This window comes from Ponticaulis profundi (assembly GCF_042659465.1).
Lineage (GTDB): Bacteria > Pseudomonadota > Alphaproteobacteria > Caulobacterales > Hyphomonadaceae > Ponticaulis > Ponticaulis profundi.
This window is the reverse complement of sequence record NZ_JBHSSW010000012.1, coordinates 139,448-152,410: the sequence shown is the minus strand read 5'-3', so window position 1 is coordinate 152,410 and position 12,963 is coordinate 139,448. Positions and strand designations below refer to the sequence as shown.

At 57.1% G+C, this 12,963-nt stretch carries 13 protein-coding genes; 8 read left to right on the top strand and 5 right to left on the bottom strand.

Features of this window, described 5'->3' with window-relative positions; translation table 11 throughout:
• Positions 1-84 precede the first annotated feature (84 nt).
• A complete protein-coding gene (locus tag ACFQDM_RS10015; RefSeq protein WP_377378610.1) occupies positions 85-969 on the top strand; it encodes a hypothetical protein in 885 nt (294 codons plus the stop codon).
• Positions 970-1,023: 54 nt separating this feature from the next.
• On the opposite strand, the gene ACFQDM_RS10010 is transcribed toward ACFQDM_RS10015, so the two are convergent.
• Positions 1,024-1,995: a complex I NDUFA9 subunit family protein gene (locus ACFQDM_RS10010; protein WP_377378609.1), complete on the bottom strand. Its 972-nt coding sequence runs from the start codon at positions 1,993-1,995 to the stop codon at positions 1,024-1,026.
• Between the two features lie 184 nt (positions 1,996-2,179).
• On the opposite strand from ACFQDM_RS10010, the gene hemN reads away from it, so the two are divergent.
• The 4 genes from hemN (at position 2,180) to ACFQDM_RS09990 (ending at position 5,962) form a co-directional block, all read left to right on the top strand.
• Entirely contained in the window at positions 2,180-3,535 is a 1,356-nt protein-coding gene (hemN, locus tag ACFQDM_RS10005; protein WP_377378607.1) for an oxygen-independent coproporphyrinogen III oxidase, read from the top strand.
• Positions 3,536-3,699: 164 nt separating this feature from the next.
• The gene (locus ACFQDM_RS10000; protein WP_377378605.1) at positions 3,700-4,293 is read left to right on the top strand and encodes a hypothetical protein; all 594 of its coding nucleotides are present in this window, start codon (positions 3,700-3,702) and stop codon (positions 4,291-4,293) included.
• 91 nt (positions 4,294-4,384) lie between these two features.
• Positions 4,385-5,044 carry a phosphoribosylanthranilate isomerase gene (locus tag ACFQDM_RS09995; protein WP_377378603.1) on the top strand — a complete coding sequence of 220 codons (660 nt, stop codon included), beginning with the start codon at positions 4,385-4,387 and terminating at the stop codon, positions 5,042-5,044.
• Between the two features lie 210 nt (positions 5,045-5,254).
• Positions 5,255-5,962, top strand: coding sequence for a putative metalloprotease CJM1_0395 family protein (locus ACFQDM_RS09990; protein WP_377378601.1), 708 nt, complete (start codon positions 5,255-5,257; stop codon positions 5,960-5,962).
• Here the strand turns inward: ACFQDM_RS09990 and ACFQDM_RS09985 are convergent, their stop codons facing one another.
• Complete coding sequence (locus ACFQDM_RS09985) at positions 5,963-6,637, bottom strand: FAD-binding oxidoreductase (RefSeq protein ID WP_377378599.1); 675 nt, start codon at positions 6,635-6,637, stop codon at positions 5,963-5,965. It lies immediately after the preceding gene.
• Positions 6,638-6,804: 167 nt separating this feature from the next.
• Between ACFQDM_RS09985 and ACFQDM_RS09980 the strand changes: the two genes are divergently transcribed.
• From ACFQDM_RS09980 to ACFQDM_RS09970, 3 genes are all read left to right on the top strand, one after another.
• Complete coding sequence (locus ACFQDM_RS09980; RefSeq protein ID WP_377379127.1) at positions 6,805-7,605, top strand: M48 family metallopeptidase; 801 nt, start codon at positions 6,805-6,807, stop codon at positions 7,603-7,605.
• Between the two features lie 145 nt (positions 7,606-7,750).
• Positions 7,751-8,965 (top strand): tryptophan synthase subunit beta, encoded by a 1,215-nt coding sequence (trpB, locus tag ACFQDM_RS09975; RefSeq protein ID WP_377378597.1) that lies wholly within the window; start codon positions 7,751-7,753, stop codon positions 8,963-8,965.
• A gap of 80 nt (positions 8,966-9,045) precedes the next feature.
• A complete protein-coding gene (locus ACFQDM_RS09970) occupies positions 9,046-9,417 on the top strand; it encodes a hypothetical protein (RefSeq protein ID WP_377378595.1) in 372 nt (123 codons plus the stop codon).
• A 21-nt stretch (positions 9,418-9,438) separates the two neighbouring features.
• Here ACFQDM_RS09970 and ACFQDM_RS09965 read toward each other — a convergent pair whose 3' ends face one another.
• The 3 genes from ACFQDM_RS09965 to ACFQDM_RS09955 form a co-directional block, all read right to left on the bottom strand.
• Positions 9,439-10,431 carry an endonuclease/exonuclease/phosphatase family protein gene (locus tag ACFQDM_RS09965; protein ID WP_377378594.1) on the bottom strand — a complete coding sequence of 331 codons (993 nt, stop codon included), beginning with the start codon at positions 10,429-10,431 and terminating at the stop codon, positions 9,439-9,441.
• A gap of 539 nt (positions 10,432-10,970) precedes the next feature.
• A complete protein-coding gene (locus tag ACFQDM_RS09960) occupies positions 10,971-11,630 on the bottom strand; it encodes a hypothetical protein (protein ID WP_377378592.1) in 660 nt (219 codons plus the stop codon).
• An 89-nt stretch (positions 11,631-11,719) separates the two neighbouring features.
• The gene (locus ACFQDM_RS09955; protein WP_377378590.1) at positions 11,720-12,874 is read right to left on the bottom strand and encodes an FAD-dependent oxidoreductase; all 1,155 of its coding nucleotides are present in this window, start codon (positions 12,872-12,874) and stop codon (positions 11,720-11,722) included.
• Positions 12,875-12,963: the final 89 nt, after the last annotated feature.

Below are 12,963 nucleotides of genomic sequence, written 5' to 3'. Positions count from 1 at the left end.
GCAAGTTTGCTTCTTTTAGATCGCAGCTCATGGCCTGTTCGTCTCCGCGACGGGCCTGCCCCTGAAGAAACCGGAGATGTCAGAATGAAACGACAGCCAGAGAAAAAGAGCGAGAGCCTTGAGGTTCGACTTTCATACAGCCAGAAACAGGCTCTGATAGAAGCCTGCCAGGCCAAAGGCATAACTGCGAGCGAAGCTGTTCGCGAGCAGATCGAAGCCTGGGTTTCGGAATCTTCTAGCCCGTCGCAACCTTTCAATCCGTTAGGAGCGACCTGGACCATGGTAAAACAGAACTCAAAGAAAACCCTCGCAACATTGGTGGCGCTTTCAACCGGCACCGCCCTGTTCGCCGCACTGCCTTCTGCAGCCGAAGACGAATTGTTCACCGCCTATGACAGAGACGGCAATGGCGTGCTGACCGCTGGCGAAATTTCAGACAATGACGAGACCGTCTTCAAACTGCTGGACAAAAACTCGGATGGCAAAATCTCGCCGGACGAATTCCAGCGCAAAGGTGAATTCTCGCAGGTCTTCGACACGATCGAAGTGAATGATGATGGTGAGAAAGTGCGCCGGATCGCCATTGAACGCACCGAGATCGAACTGATCGATGCGGACACCGTCAGCGTACATGTCTTCACCTGGGCGGATGATGTGCCGCCAGACACCAGCGAAGCTGATGTGGCAGCGAAAATCGCTGAAATGGAAGCGAAGATGCACACGCTGGAAGCACCGGACTTCCCGGAAATTCCAGACCTGCCTGACATGGAAGAAGTCGAAAAAGCGATGATGCTGGCGCGCAGTGAGGTGGAAAGCGCACGTGAATCCGCTGAGGCGGCGCGCGCCTATGCGAACGAAGCTCGCCGTATCGCGATTGAGAAACAGATCATTCGCCAGCACACCGAAAAGCTGGACTTCCCGCCACCGCCGGAGCCGCCGACGCCACCCGCCGGACCGGACAAAGGCTAAACAAAAAAGCGCGCCAGTTGGCGCGCTTTTCAATTCAAGGAATGCCTGAACGCCTTACGCGCCCTTTGGCTCGTGGAACTGGCCTTGTGGGCGATAACGCCAGAGATAGGTCGGCACGATGGCTTCGATGGTTTCAAGATCCGAGACACCAAGCGCTTCAAACCCTTTTGCATCCGGGCTGACCACATTGTCTGAGCGCAGCATGCGAACCTGATCGCCTGTCAGCGGCGGCTCGTGGAATGGCCAGAGCTTGAACAGACCACCCATCACATAACCCAGCGGCTGCGCGATGAAGAATGGCAGCGGCAGGAACCAGCGCGGACGATCAATCTCTTTCAGAATGTAATCGAGCACTTCGCGGTATGTGAGGACTTCAGGGCCGCCAAGCTCGAAGGTTTCACCGGCAGCGGCATCATTCTCCAGAGACGCGGTCACGGCTTTGGCAACATCGCCGACATAAACAGGCTGGAATTTGGTTTTGCCGCCACCAATGTCTGGCATGAACGGCGTGAAGCGGGACATTTCAGCGAAACGGTTGAAGAACTCGTCTTCTGTTCCGAACAGAATGCTCGGGCGAAGCACAACCGCATTCGGCATGTATTTGCGAACGGCGTCTTCAGCCTGTGCCTTGGTTTTGGCGTAGCGCGCATCGCTGTCATCGTCTGCGCCAATGGCTGACATCTGAACAAATTTCTGAACGCCGGCGGCGGCTGCGAGCTCAGCCACATTCTTCGCACCCAGCGCCTGTGTGCCTTCGAAAGATTGCTGGCCTTTTTCAACGAGAATGCCGACCAGGTTCACAACGCCCCAGGCATCTTCGAGCGCGCGCTCAACGCTTGGACGGTTGCGGACATTGGCCTGAACGATCTGAACCTGACCAACCGCGCCACCAACACGCATGTCACCGGCGAGGTGCGGAAAGCGAACCGCAACGCGGACACGATAGCCAGCCCGGCAAAGCTCACGAACGACATAGCGCCCCAGAAAGCCTGATCCACCGAATACCGTGACCAATTCACCTGACATGATGCGCGCTCCAGAATGTCAAAAACTCTTAGGCGCGTGATAGACCAAAATTTGCTCCATCTGTCCATGCGGCACGTGCTCTTAGCCGAATTTTAGGTGCGACAGCCTGCTTCATGCGCCAAGTGGCCACATATTGAATGTGGTTTTTGCGCGATATGAGGCTTTTCAAGTTATGGAGGCACGCATGCGCAAGGAATGGATGACACTCGCGACGAAACCCGTCCCGCGATACACCAGCTATCCGACAGCGGCACAGTTTCAGGACGATATTCCTGACACGCTGACCGAGCAGTGGATATCGAGCATCGGTCCGAATGAGCCCATCTCGGTCTATGTTCACGTCCCATTCTGTGAACAGCTCTGCTGGTATTGCGGCTGTCATACGACCGTGCCGAATGGCTATACGCGCATTGGTCGTTTCGTCGACATGCTGCTGGAAGAGATCAAGCTCTGGAAAGCGAAACTGCCTGAACATGGCGGCGGCGTGCATTTGCACTTTGGCGGCGGCACACCGAACGCCCTGAACGCAGATGACATGCTCCGCGTGCTGGACGCACTGCGGGAGGCTTTCTGCATTCAGGACCATGCCGAGATTTCGGTCGAACTCGATCCGCGGACGCTGGGTCCGGACATGATCCATGCCCTGGCAGCTGGCGGCGTGACCCGCGCAAGCCTCGGCGTTCAGGATTTTAACCGCACGGTTCAGGAAGCGATCAATCGCGTTCAGCCTTTCCTTCTGGTCGAAGGCGCTGTCGAGGCGCTTCGCAAGGCAGAGATCAACGCGATCAATTTCGACCTGCTTTACGGCCTGCCGCATCAGACCACAGAGAGCGTTGCCAAGAGTGCCGAGCTTGCGGCCAGCCTGAATCCAGACCGGATCTCCGCCTTCGGCTATGCGCATGTGCCATGGTTTGCCAAGCATCAGCGCGCGATCGACGAGCGTCATCTGCCAGGTTCAGAAGCCCGCTTCGCGCAATATCATGCGCTCGGCGAAACGCTGGTCGCCTGTGGCTATACACAGATCGGCCTCGACCATTTCGCCAAAGAGGATGATGAGCTGTCTCTCGCGCTGAGCAAAGGCCAGCTGCACCGCAACTTTCAGGGCTACACCACGGATACCTGCCGCACGCTGATCGCATTGGGCCCATCCGGCATTTCAGAATTTCCGGGCGGGTTTGCGCAAAACGCCAAAGACATTCGCGCCTATAGCGAAGCCATCAAAGCCGGCAAGCTGGCGCTCAATCGCGGCGTCCCACGCACCCGCGATGACCGGCTGCACGGCGCGGTGATCGAGCGCCTGATGTGTGATCTCTCGGTTGATGTGGCGAAAGTCTGCATGGCGTTTGACGAGCCGGTCAGCCATTTCGCGGGCGCCTTTGAACGTCTGCGCGAATTGCAGGCGCTGGGCCTCTGTCATGTGGAAGGCTCCAAAGTTACCGTGTTCGATGATGCCCGCATCCTCCTGCGCAATGTGGCCCAGTGTTTCGATGCCTATTCGACACAGGCCATGCCGGAAAAACGTCACGCCAAAGCGGTCTAGTCAGCGCCGACGCTCAAAGATCATGGATGGGCCGTTGCGGGATCTGCCGGAACGGCCCTCTTCTTTTGCCGGAAACCTCCTGACCCGATTCACTGACCGATCCCGCCTTCTCAATTGGATGCTCGCCCATATGTGCGGCAACGCTGAGAGGAAGGGACTGACTTATGAGATCCATCACACGTGCGCTGATTGCGCTGACCGCGCTCGGCGCGATGACATTACCCGTCGCGCTGGCCGAAGCGCCCATTATGGGCCCGCTGTCCAGCCTGTTGCCGTCGAACGAAACCAATGGCGCCTGGACGGCGACCACCACGCCGAATAGCTGGACGCTGGAAAACACGTCAGACCCCGGCGATCTTGTCTATTTTTACCTGAACCCGGTTCCGGGCACAGAAGGCATGCGGATGGTTTCGACCCGCATTGACGTTTCCGCAGACGCTTCCGGTGGCGCAGGCCTGTTTTACGGCTTTGATCCGCAAACCAAATTCTACTTTCTGCTCGTCATCGAGAATGATGAGCTCGTCTTCTACCGACGTGATCAGACCGGTCTCAACATGATGACCACCACATCCAGCGATGCCATCACAACGGGCTTTAACACGCTGACCGTCAGCGAGCGCGGTTCTGAAATTGCCATTGCGGTGAATGGGAACGAAGTCGCAACAATTGAAAACGACGTCACCGGCAAAGGCGCGGTCGGGGTCGCAGCCTTTGGCACAGGCACGTTCACTTTTCAGGGGTTCGACATCGCGAACTGACGACGAGGCGGACATCGGCCCCACCAAACTGCTCCCCTCGTGGAGCAGTTTTCACTTGGAGAATAGACCGCGCAAATCTACACCCTTCAGAATGAAGAAGCCTGCCCTGCCCCATATCAAAATCTGTGGTCTTCGCACTGAAGACGATGTCTCACATGTGATTGAAGCTGGCGCGCGATGGATGGGCTTTGTTCATTTCGAAAAGAGCCCGCGTCATGTGAGCCTTGAGGAGGCCGAGCAGTTGATCGCCCATGCGAAAAGCCAGTCCCCGCATGTGGAAACGGTCGTTCTGCTGGTCAATCCGACAGCAGAAGACGCTGTGAAGATTGCGGACCAAATCGGCGTCGATCACATTCAACTGCACGGCCAGGAAACAAACGATACGATCCGCGCCATTCGCGCGAAGCGGCCCACAGGCGAAATCTGGAAGGCGCTGCCGATCTCGACACAGGATGACCTGAAACAGACATCCGATTTTCCGGCAGCAGACCGGTTTCTGTTTGATGCAAAACCACCGAAAGATGCCGATCGTCCGGGTGGCTGGGGACACAGCTTTGACTGGACCTTGCTTGCTGATTTCAAATCAGATCGCCCCTGGCTCCTGGCGGGTGGGCTGACGCCTGAGAATGTGGCCGAGGCTGTTCGCATTTCGGGCGCGCAGGCTGTGGACGTCTCGTCCGGTGTCGAAAAAGAGAAGGGCGTGAAAGATGCGGACTTGATCTCCACTTTTGTGTCTAACGCGCAAAGTTGAGCGGCATTCTCAAGACGATCCACAAAGACGTCGCTTGGAAACAGAAGCAATCTACCCCCGCTTTGGTTGAGCAACCCATCCGCCCCCGCCTCATTTATGGTTACTGGCGCCCCAACCTAAACAGGTTAATTTCTGTAAACCTGTAGAGAAGTGATGAACCTGACTGCGATATCCTGAAGACGTTAAGGCATAAGCAGAAGCAGGATCGCCATGGAGATCAGCGACGTCAGTTATGGTCGCGTCTTATCGGCTTTTCCGGTCAATATTCCTGAAAGGCCGTTTCGCGAAGCATCAGCCCCGCCCAGTATCAGAGCGGAGCCGGTTGACCGTGTGGAGATTTCTCAGGCTGCCCTGAAGCTCAGCGCAAATGATGCCGCTGGCCTGAATACGGGCGGATTGAATGCTGGCACAACATCATCTGGCAACACGCAAAGCGATCAGGATCAGAATTCTGACGAGCTGAGCGAGGAAGAACAGGCGCAGGTCAAGGACCTGAAGGCTCGCGACACAGAAGTGCGCGCACATGAAGCCGCGCATGCCGCCACGGGTGGAAGCTTTGCTGGTTCGCCATCCTATGAATATCAGGTTGGTCCGGACGGCAAGCGATATGCCGTCGGCGGTGAGGTCTCTATCGATACCTCACCGATCAAGGGCGACCCGCAGGCAACCATTGAAAAGCTGGAACAGGTACAGGACGCAGCGCTTGCTCCGTCCGAGCCGTCTGATCAGGACCGGAAAGTGGCCCAGCAGGCAGCTGCCGCACTGCGCGAAGCGCAGGCAGAATTGTCTGCGCAACAGGCCGAGGAAGACGTTGCCGAACAAGGCGGCGAGCCACGCTCACAAAGCGCTGATCCCGGCCTTCAGCAGCAAGTTCAGCTTGCCGCTTCAGCCTATGAGCGTGTCGCGGCGCTCGCCTGATCAATCAAGATCTTCTGTCACGATACGATCATCATCGACGCCAAGCGCTTTGAGCGCTTCAACCACATCGTCAATCATCGGCTCCGGACCGCAGACATAATACATGCCTTCCGATGGCGTGATGTGAGACTTGAGAAATGTCTTGTCGATGCGGTGCGTTTCGACAGAGGAATCACTCTGTTCCGTGACTGTGAAGACGATCTCAAGCCCGTTCATTGACTGGAATTCATTGCGCAGAATGATGTCAGCCTCGGTTTCGTTTGAGAAAATGAGCTTACAGCCATCCAGCGTGCCCTGTTTTTCAAGGCGGTGACGCAGAATTGCGATGAAAGGCGTCACGCCCGCGCCGCCCGCAATGAATGTGCCTTTGCCTTCGTCATGGATCGCGCCCCAGGCATCTTCGATCAGCGCCTTGTCGCCAGGCTCCATCTGGCCAATCTGCTCCGTCACCCCATCATGATCCGGATAGGATTTGATCACGAATTCCAACGTGTCCGAATTCGGTAGATTCACGAATGTGAACGGGCGCTTCTCATCGCGCCAGCCATCCTTGTCGAGCGAGAAGTCTGTCGCCTGTCCCGGCTCGAACTGATAGCCATCCGGGCGATTGAAAACGAGGTGATGGGTGTCGTGGGTTACGGGTTCGATCTTTTTCAGCGTCACTGTGTGAGGCATGTCGCGCTCCTTCTTGTTCTTGTTTACTGCCAAAAACAACGTCACGCGCCGGGCTCTGTTCCGATCAAATGGGAACAAACAAAAGCCATCAGGCTTTCTTAGACGGGAGTGTAAACAGATCGCTGCACGCAGGCTTGCGAAGCGATCCAGACAGGGAAAACGACGTGATGACGCGCACCAATCCGAAACCGCAGAGCCACCGCAACACGCATCGCATGGCAGGCTTTTCCATTGTGATCAGCAGTCTGATGCTGGCAACGGCCTGCTCGACCAATCCTTATACCGGCGAACAGCAGCTTGCCGTTTATGACGATGCACAGCTGGCTGACGCCTCCGCGCAGGCCTGGCAGGAGCTCATCAACACGACACCGACCCTGAATTCAGGCGCAGAATATAACCGCGTCCAGCGCGTCTGGCGCCGGATCGCCGCCGCCACCCCGAAATCGGGTGAGACCTGGGATGTGCGTGTGTTTGATTCCGATCAGGTGAACGCTTTTGTCATGCCGGGCAACCGGGTGGGTGTGTACACGGGCCTGCTTGATCTTGTCGAAAATGACGATCAGCTGGCGGCCGTTCTGGGACACGAAGTGGCCCACGCCATTTATCGCCACGCCAATCAACGTGCATCCCGCGCCGCACTCGGCTCAGCGGCAGCTCAGGTTGGCGGCGCGGTGATTGCAGGCGGCTCCGATGGCGCCATCAGCGCAGACCAGATCGGCGCTCTGGGCAGTGTTGCAACCAATCTTGGCGTGGTTCTGCCCTATAGCCGCAATGCCGAGCTGGAAGCTGACCTTGCCGGTGTTGATTACATGCACGAGGCAGGCTTTGACGCGCGCGCCGCTGTTCGCCTCTGGCAATTGATGGCGAATAATTCCTCCAGCCGGGTTTCGGCTTTCCTATCGACGCACCCGGATCCGGAAACACGCCGTCAGCGTATTGCCGACTATATCGACCAGAAGGGCTATTAAGACCATCTGACGGGCTGTTCTGCGGTGCCTGGAAGCTGTCCGGGCCCGCATTATTGCAAAACTCTGCCCGCCTGTGCGACGTATGCCTTGACCGAAGCCCGCTCTGGGAGGACTAAGAGCGGGAAAGTAACAAGGATTGCTCGCAATGGATCTTCGTAACACCTGGGACAAATGGCCAGATGCGGATGGACGGTTCGGCGAGTTTGGCGGACGCTATGTCGCCGAAACGCTGATGCCGCTCGTGCTGGATCTCGAAAAAGAATACCGGGCCGCCAAAAAGGACCCGGCATTTCAGGCGCAGATGGAAGATTTGTGGGCACACTATGTGGGCCGCCCGTCCCCGCTCTATTACGCGGAGCGCATGACCGAACATTTCGGCGGTGCGAAGATCTATTTCAAACGCGATGAGCTGAACCATACCGGGTCTCACAAGATCAATAACTGCCTCGGGCAGATCCTGCTCGCCAAGCGCATGGGCAAGACGCGTATCATCGCGGAAACCGGCGCAGGCCAGCACGGCGTTGCAACGGCGACCGTCTGCGCGCGCTTCGGCCTGCCATGCGTCGTCTTCATGGGTAAGACCGATGTCGAGCGCCAGAAGCCGAACGTCTTCCGCATGAAACTGCTCGGCGCAGAAATCGTGCCGGTGGAAAGTGGCACAGGCACGCTGAAAGATGCGATGAATGAAGCGCTGCGTGACTGGGTCACGAATGTCGACAACACCTTCTACATCATCGGCACAGCAGCCGGCCCACACCCTTATCCGGAACTCGTGCGCGACTTCCAATCCATCATTGGCCGCGAAGCCAAAGCGCAGATGCTGGAACGTGAAGGCCGTCTGCCAGATGCGGTCATGGCGTGTATTGGTGGTGGCTCCAACGCCATCGGCCTGTTCCATCCTTTCGTGGAAGATGAGAGCGTTCGCCTGATCGGTGTGGAAGCATCCGGACACGGCATTGAAACCGGCCAGCACGCGGCGGCGCTCAATGGCGGCCAGCCGGGCATTCTGCATGGCAACCGCACCTATCTGCTTCAGGATGAAGATGGCCAGATCACGGATGCGCATTCCATCTCCGCCGGTCTCGACTATCCGGGCATTGGTCCGGAACATGCCTTCCTGCGCGACTCAGGCCGGGCGGAATATCTGTCCTGCACAGACAAGGAAGCGCTTGAGGCGTTCCAGCTCTGCACCAAGCTCGAAGGGATCATCCCGGCGCTTGAGCCTTCCCACGCGCTCGCACGTGTTGGTGAGGTCGCTCAGGAGATGGGCAAGGACAAGATCATCATCATGAACCTTTGCGGTCGCGGCGATAAGGACATCTTCTCTGTCGCAGAGCATCTCGGGATCGAGATGGGGTGAAACCGACGGCACTATTCGCTTTTGCCGTAATGGTGGCCGGGTGCGTTCCAACTTCAATTGTGCGCACCTTTCCGGTCCCCTTGACGGAAGAGAATATTGCCATTGCGCTTTCGCCAGCTCAAAAGGATTTTCCTTATAATGAAGCCGAAGGCGCAATCTCGGTTTGCCGCGGTAAGTTTGCCCGGAATATCATCATCAATCCCAGTCTCTCCAACGGCATGCTCAACGGGTTTGAACAGCGGAGCTGTCCATATCAGATGACGCAAACACCGACAGGTCTCCAGATCTGCTCAGGGGAAAGAACTCCCGTATCCATTCCGATCGAGACGATCAGAGGCATTAAGATGTCTGAGAAGGCAATTGGGTGGGTCATGCTGCTGGATCCCATGCCTATGCCGACCGGAGGCTGCTCTGAGCCTATCCGCACCGACTGGACGCCAAAACAGAACTGAGCGCCCACTTGCCGAAATGCGTCACGCGGGTGTGCCCGTTAACTCTAACGTATACTTGATCGGAAAGTGGTCCGATCCGCACTCTGGCAAGCGCTCGATATCGACCACGCTAAAGGCCTGGCTTGCAAAGACATGGTCCAGCGGCCAGCGCAAAATAGGATTGGTCGCCCCATAGGTATTGAAAATACCGCGCCCGCGCTTCGGATCGCGCAGGCCGGAGGTTTTCTCAAAGCGCCGAATGGCAGGCGACCAGCCCACTTCATTCAGATCGCCCATGACAAGCACCGGGCAGTCATGATGGCAGGCATCGCGGCCAATAATGATCAGCTCGTCATCAAGGTCTTCCACATCGTCTTCCGGACGCGGTGGACGCGGGTGAATGGCGTATAACCGCAACGGGCAGTTCTCACCCACATGAAGGTCAATGAACAGCGACGGTATGTGCGGCTGACACAGATAATGCAGATCCACCTGATCCATCGGAAAACGCGAATAGAACAGCAGGCCGTTATGGTCTTCCAGAGGGAGAAGATATGTGTGCGGATAAACGTCTTCGAGCGGACGCAGCGCATCTGCCCAGGCCTGATTGGTTTCACAGAGCAGAACCATATCGGCATCGGCTTCGCGAATGCAGGTGAGCGCACGCTGGTACTGGTCGTTTTCTTCCAGAACATTCAGCAACAGAACCGAGAACACGCAATCGCCTGTCCCGTCGGCGCTTTCCAGTTCTTTCCGTCCCATGGAAAAGTAAGGAAAGATTTCTGCAAAGCACCACACCATGCCCAGCATGGCCGCCGTCAGAAAACAGGCTGCGAACAGGGTTGAAACGCCCCAGACCAGCACATGAAGCAGACAGATGAAGCCCAGCAGCAGAATGGTTTGCTGGCGCCCATACACCCAGATGCGGATCCACCAGGCCCGTTGCGGAAGATATGGCGCGATGACACCAAACAGCAGCACGAAGCCACAGACATAAAGACACAACAGGCCAAGCAGGGAGACGATTTCGATCATGGCTAACAAACCCGCCTGAACGATTTTCGTTGCCCGGCATATGCCAATTGCGCCACTGGATGCGCCGGGCAGCCTTTGAACAAATATCCTGAGTTGAATGACGGATCTATCGTGTGATGCGCCTGCGAGGTCGTCTGCGTTTCGCAGCGACCTTCAGCCTACAGAACGTATCTCGTCGGACGCAAAGCATCGCGAGCGCTTTTGAAAATGTGAGCCGGGCGGCGATCACCGTCAGGGCCAGATACTTACAATGGGGTGCTTTCCCGGCACAAATGCCGAAAAAGCAAGGGGTCTCCTGCGCCCAATATACGGGTCGTCCGCATATCGGATGGAGCATGCGTTACCCTGACGGTGACAGCCGCCCGCAAGCTGAGTGCTGAAGATTGTCAGGCTTCAGAGCTGCAGATTGCCTGCATGGATCAAGCCTTGTCCGGACCGGCTCACCGCCATGCATGCGGACATTATAGGCTGGCACACGAAGGGTCGGATAAGTTGGGTGAGGCCTAAACGGCCTCACTCCGCCTGATTACTGGGCCTGATTACTGGCACTCAGCTTCCCAACGCTCATAGTGATGCGTGAAGGCGGCCATGAATTGGTCCTGCTTTTCGGCATTCTCTTTCGTCAGGTCAGCCGCCGATGTCGCACCGATCACGCCCAGATAGTCAGGATAGGTCGCCTTGGCCGTCACCATGTCCTGATTTTCCGTATAGGACAGGAGTTCCGGGATCGGCGCGCTTTCTGCCGCGATGGTTTTGCGGGCCGCACAACGACAGGATTCTTCGGAGGCGCGTGTGCGCGTCATACAACCCGCCGTCAGCGCATTTTCAATATTTCCGGAACGGGCACACGCCCATCCCCATGGATTGACCTGCTCAACATCGCGCTCGAATGTTTCTGCAATCAGTTGAACGCCCGCGTCGAACGTGCCCGCACCGCAAACCTCTTCAAATGTCGGCATGGTGCACTGGCCGTAATCCGCCTCAAACGGTTGCATGGCTCGCGCAATATCCGGATGGCACCCGTCTTCGCGGACAAGGGATTTTCCCCAGGCATTCAGGCCAGACGCCGAAGACGCCGAAGACGCCGAAGACGCCGAAGACGCCGTAGCCTTAGTGTCATTCGTCGCGCTGGTTTCAGATCCGCCACATGCTGTCAGCAGCAAAAGCGCACTCAAGAGCGGTATCGCAAAATGTTTCATGATATGTCCCCCAATGTGTCTGAAACCTCATAGATTTCAGACACATCAGAAATATGCTGACCGGAAGAGCCGGTCAAGCACGCAGACCATCAGCCAAGCTTTGATGCCAGCCAGGCATGTCCCTCCACCATGCGCCGGACCTCATCCTCGCGAACATTCATATCCCAGTCGCCCTTGTCGACCGAACCGCCGAGCAAAATGCCGGTTTTGCGTGGGAAGGAATAAAGCAGACCATGGTCTTTGGTGCCGCCCGCATAGCCATATTCAATGTCGTTCTGCGGCAGGAGAAAGGACAGCTGGCCACGTGCCGGAATGATGCTCTCATCGCCAAACACCTTGCCAGCCCCGAGCCCCAAACAGTTCACAATGCTGGTCTGTGGCAGGGCTTCCAGATCGGATTCGCTCTCGAAGCTTCGCTCCACCATCTTGCCGCCATTGGACAGGAAGTCATTCACGAGCGCGCGCATATAGATGTCTGAATCGATCATCAGCGTGTAATAGGCGTCGTAGCGGGCAAATCCGAACGGACCATTCGGCTGGTTGCGGACAAGCCCCGGATAGAGCGCGTCGCCGCCAACATAGGGGTAAGTCGTGCTCATTTCCCGGTCGCTGAAGGAATACTGCCGGATCCAGTAAATTCCGTATTTCGGATCATTGGCATAGCGAATGAAACGGCTGAAAGCGATTTTCGACGCAAGATCGAGCATCGCCAGCGTTTGCGGCGTTACCTGATCACGCTCAAACAGGGTAACAGGGTGCCACATGGCGCCTGCCACATTCGAGGTCGTGTAAGGCGGAAAATCCTTGGCATAAATCGTCACATCGGCCCCTGCGCGCTGCAAGTCGAGCGCGGTCGAAAGACCAATTGAGCCCGATCCGAGGACGGCAATGTCCGTGCGCCCGAAATCCTTGACCATGGACGCGGCCATCTCTGCGACGCCCCAGGACAGCGAAACCCCGCCCCCGCCATGCCCGTAATTGTGGACGACATCCTTTGATCCGACTTTGACGCTTTCCAGCCTTGGCCCTGGCTTTCGAAAGGGGCGCAGGCCAACAATCGTCCGCGCGACACGGTCCATGGATGATTTGATCGGCCGCATGGGCGCGCCAATGGGCTGGACCAGCGCATCACCGGGCGCGCCCGGCAGCGCAACCGCTGACGACGTCGTTGCCGGTGTTACGCATCCTGCCAGGGCCGTTGTTCCAAGCCCCGCGCCTGCTGTCAGAAAATCCCTGCGCCGCATGTCTGCCACTCCCTCACAAATTGCTGATGACAGCCTTTGCGAGCAGATGATGCCGGGTCAAGTGACCCTTTTGAGAGGGTTGGAAACTG

Coding starts and splice junctions, on each gene's coding strand:
- trpB (WP_377378597.1), top strand. CDS start 7,751: ATGGATCTTCGTAACACCTGGGACAAATGGCCAGATGCGGATGGACGG.
- ACFQDM_RS09960 (WP_377378592.1), bottom strand. CDS start 11,630: ATGAAACATTTTGCGATACCGCTCTTGAGTGCGCTTTTGCTGCTGACA.
- ACFQDM_RS09995 (WP_377378603.1), top strand. CDS start 4,385: ATGAAGAAGCCTGCCCTGCCCCATATCAAAATCTGTGGTCTTCGCACT.
- ACFQDM_RS10010 (WP_377378609.1), bottom strand. CDS start 1,995: ATGTCAGGTGAATTGGTCACGGTATTCGGTGGATCAGGCTTTCTGGGG.
- ACFQDM_RS09985 (WP_377378599.1), bottom strand. CDS start 6,637: ATGCCTCACACAGTGACGCTGAAAAAGATCGAACCCGTAACCCACGAC.
- ACFQDM_RS10000 (WP_377378605.1), top strand. CDS start 3,700: ATGAGATCCATCACACGTGCGCTGATTGCGCTGACCGCGCTCGGCGCG.
- ACFQDM_RS10015 (WP_377378610.1), top strand. CDS start 85: ATGAAACGACAGCCAGAGAAAAAGAGCGAGAGCCTTGAGGTTCGACTT.
- hemN (WP_377378607.1), top strand. CDS start 2,180: ATGCGCAAGGAATGGATGACACTCGCGACGAAACCCGTCCCGCGATAC.
- ACFQDM_RS09990 (WP_377378601.1), top strand. CDS start 5,255: ATGGAGATCAGCGACGTCAGTTATGGTCGCGTCTTATCGGCTTTTCCG.
- ACFQDM_RS09965 (WP_377378594.1), bottom strand. CDS start 10,431: ATGATCGAAATCGTCTCCCTGCTTGGCCTGTTGTGTCTTTATGTCTGT.
- ACFQDM_RS09980 (WP_377379127.1), top strand. CDS start 6,805: ATGACGCGCACCAATCCGAAACCGCAGAGCCACCGCAACACGCATCGC.
- ACFQDM_RS09955 (WP_377378590.1), bottom strand. CDS start 12,874: ATGCGGCGCAGGGATTTTCTGACAGCAGGCGCGGGGCTTGGAACAACG.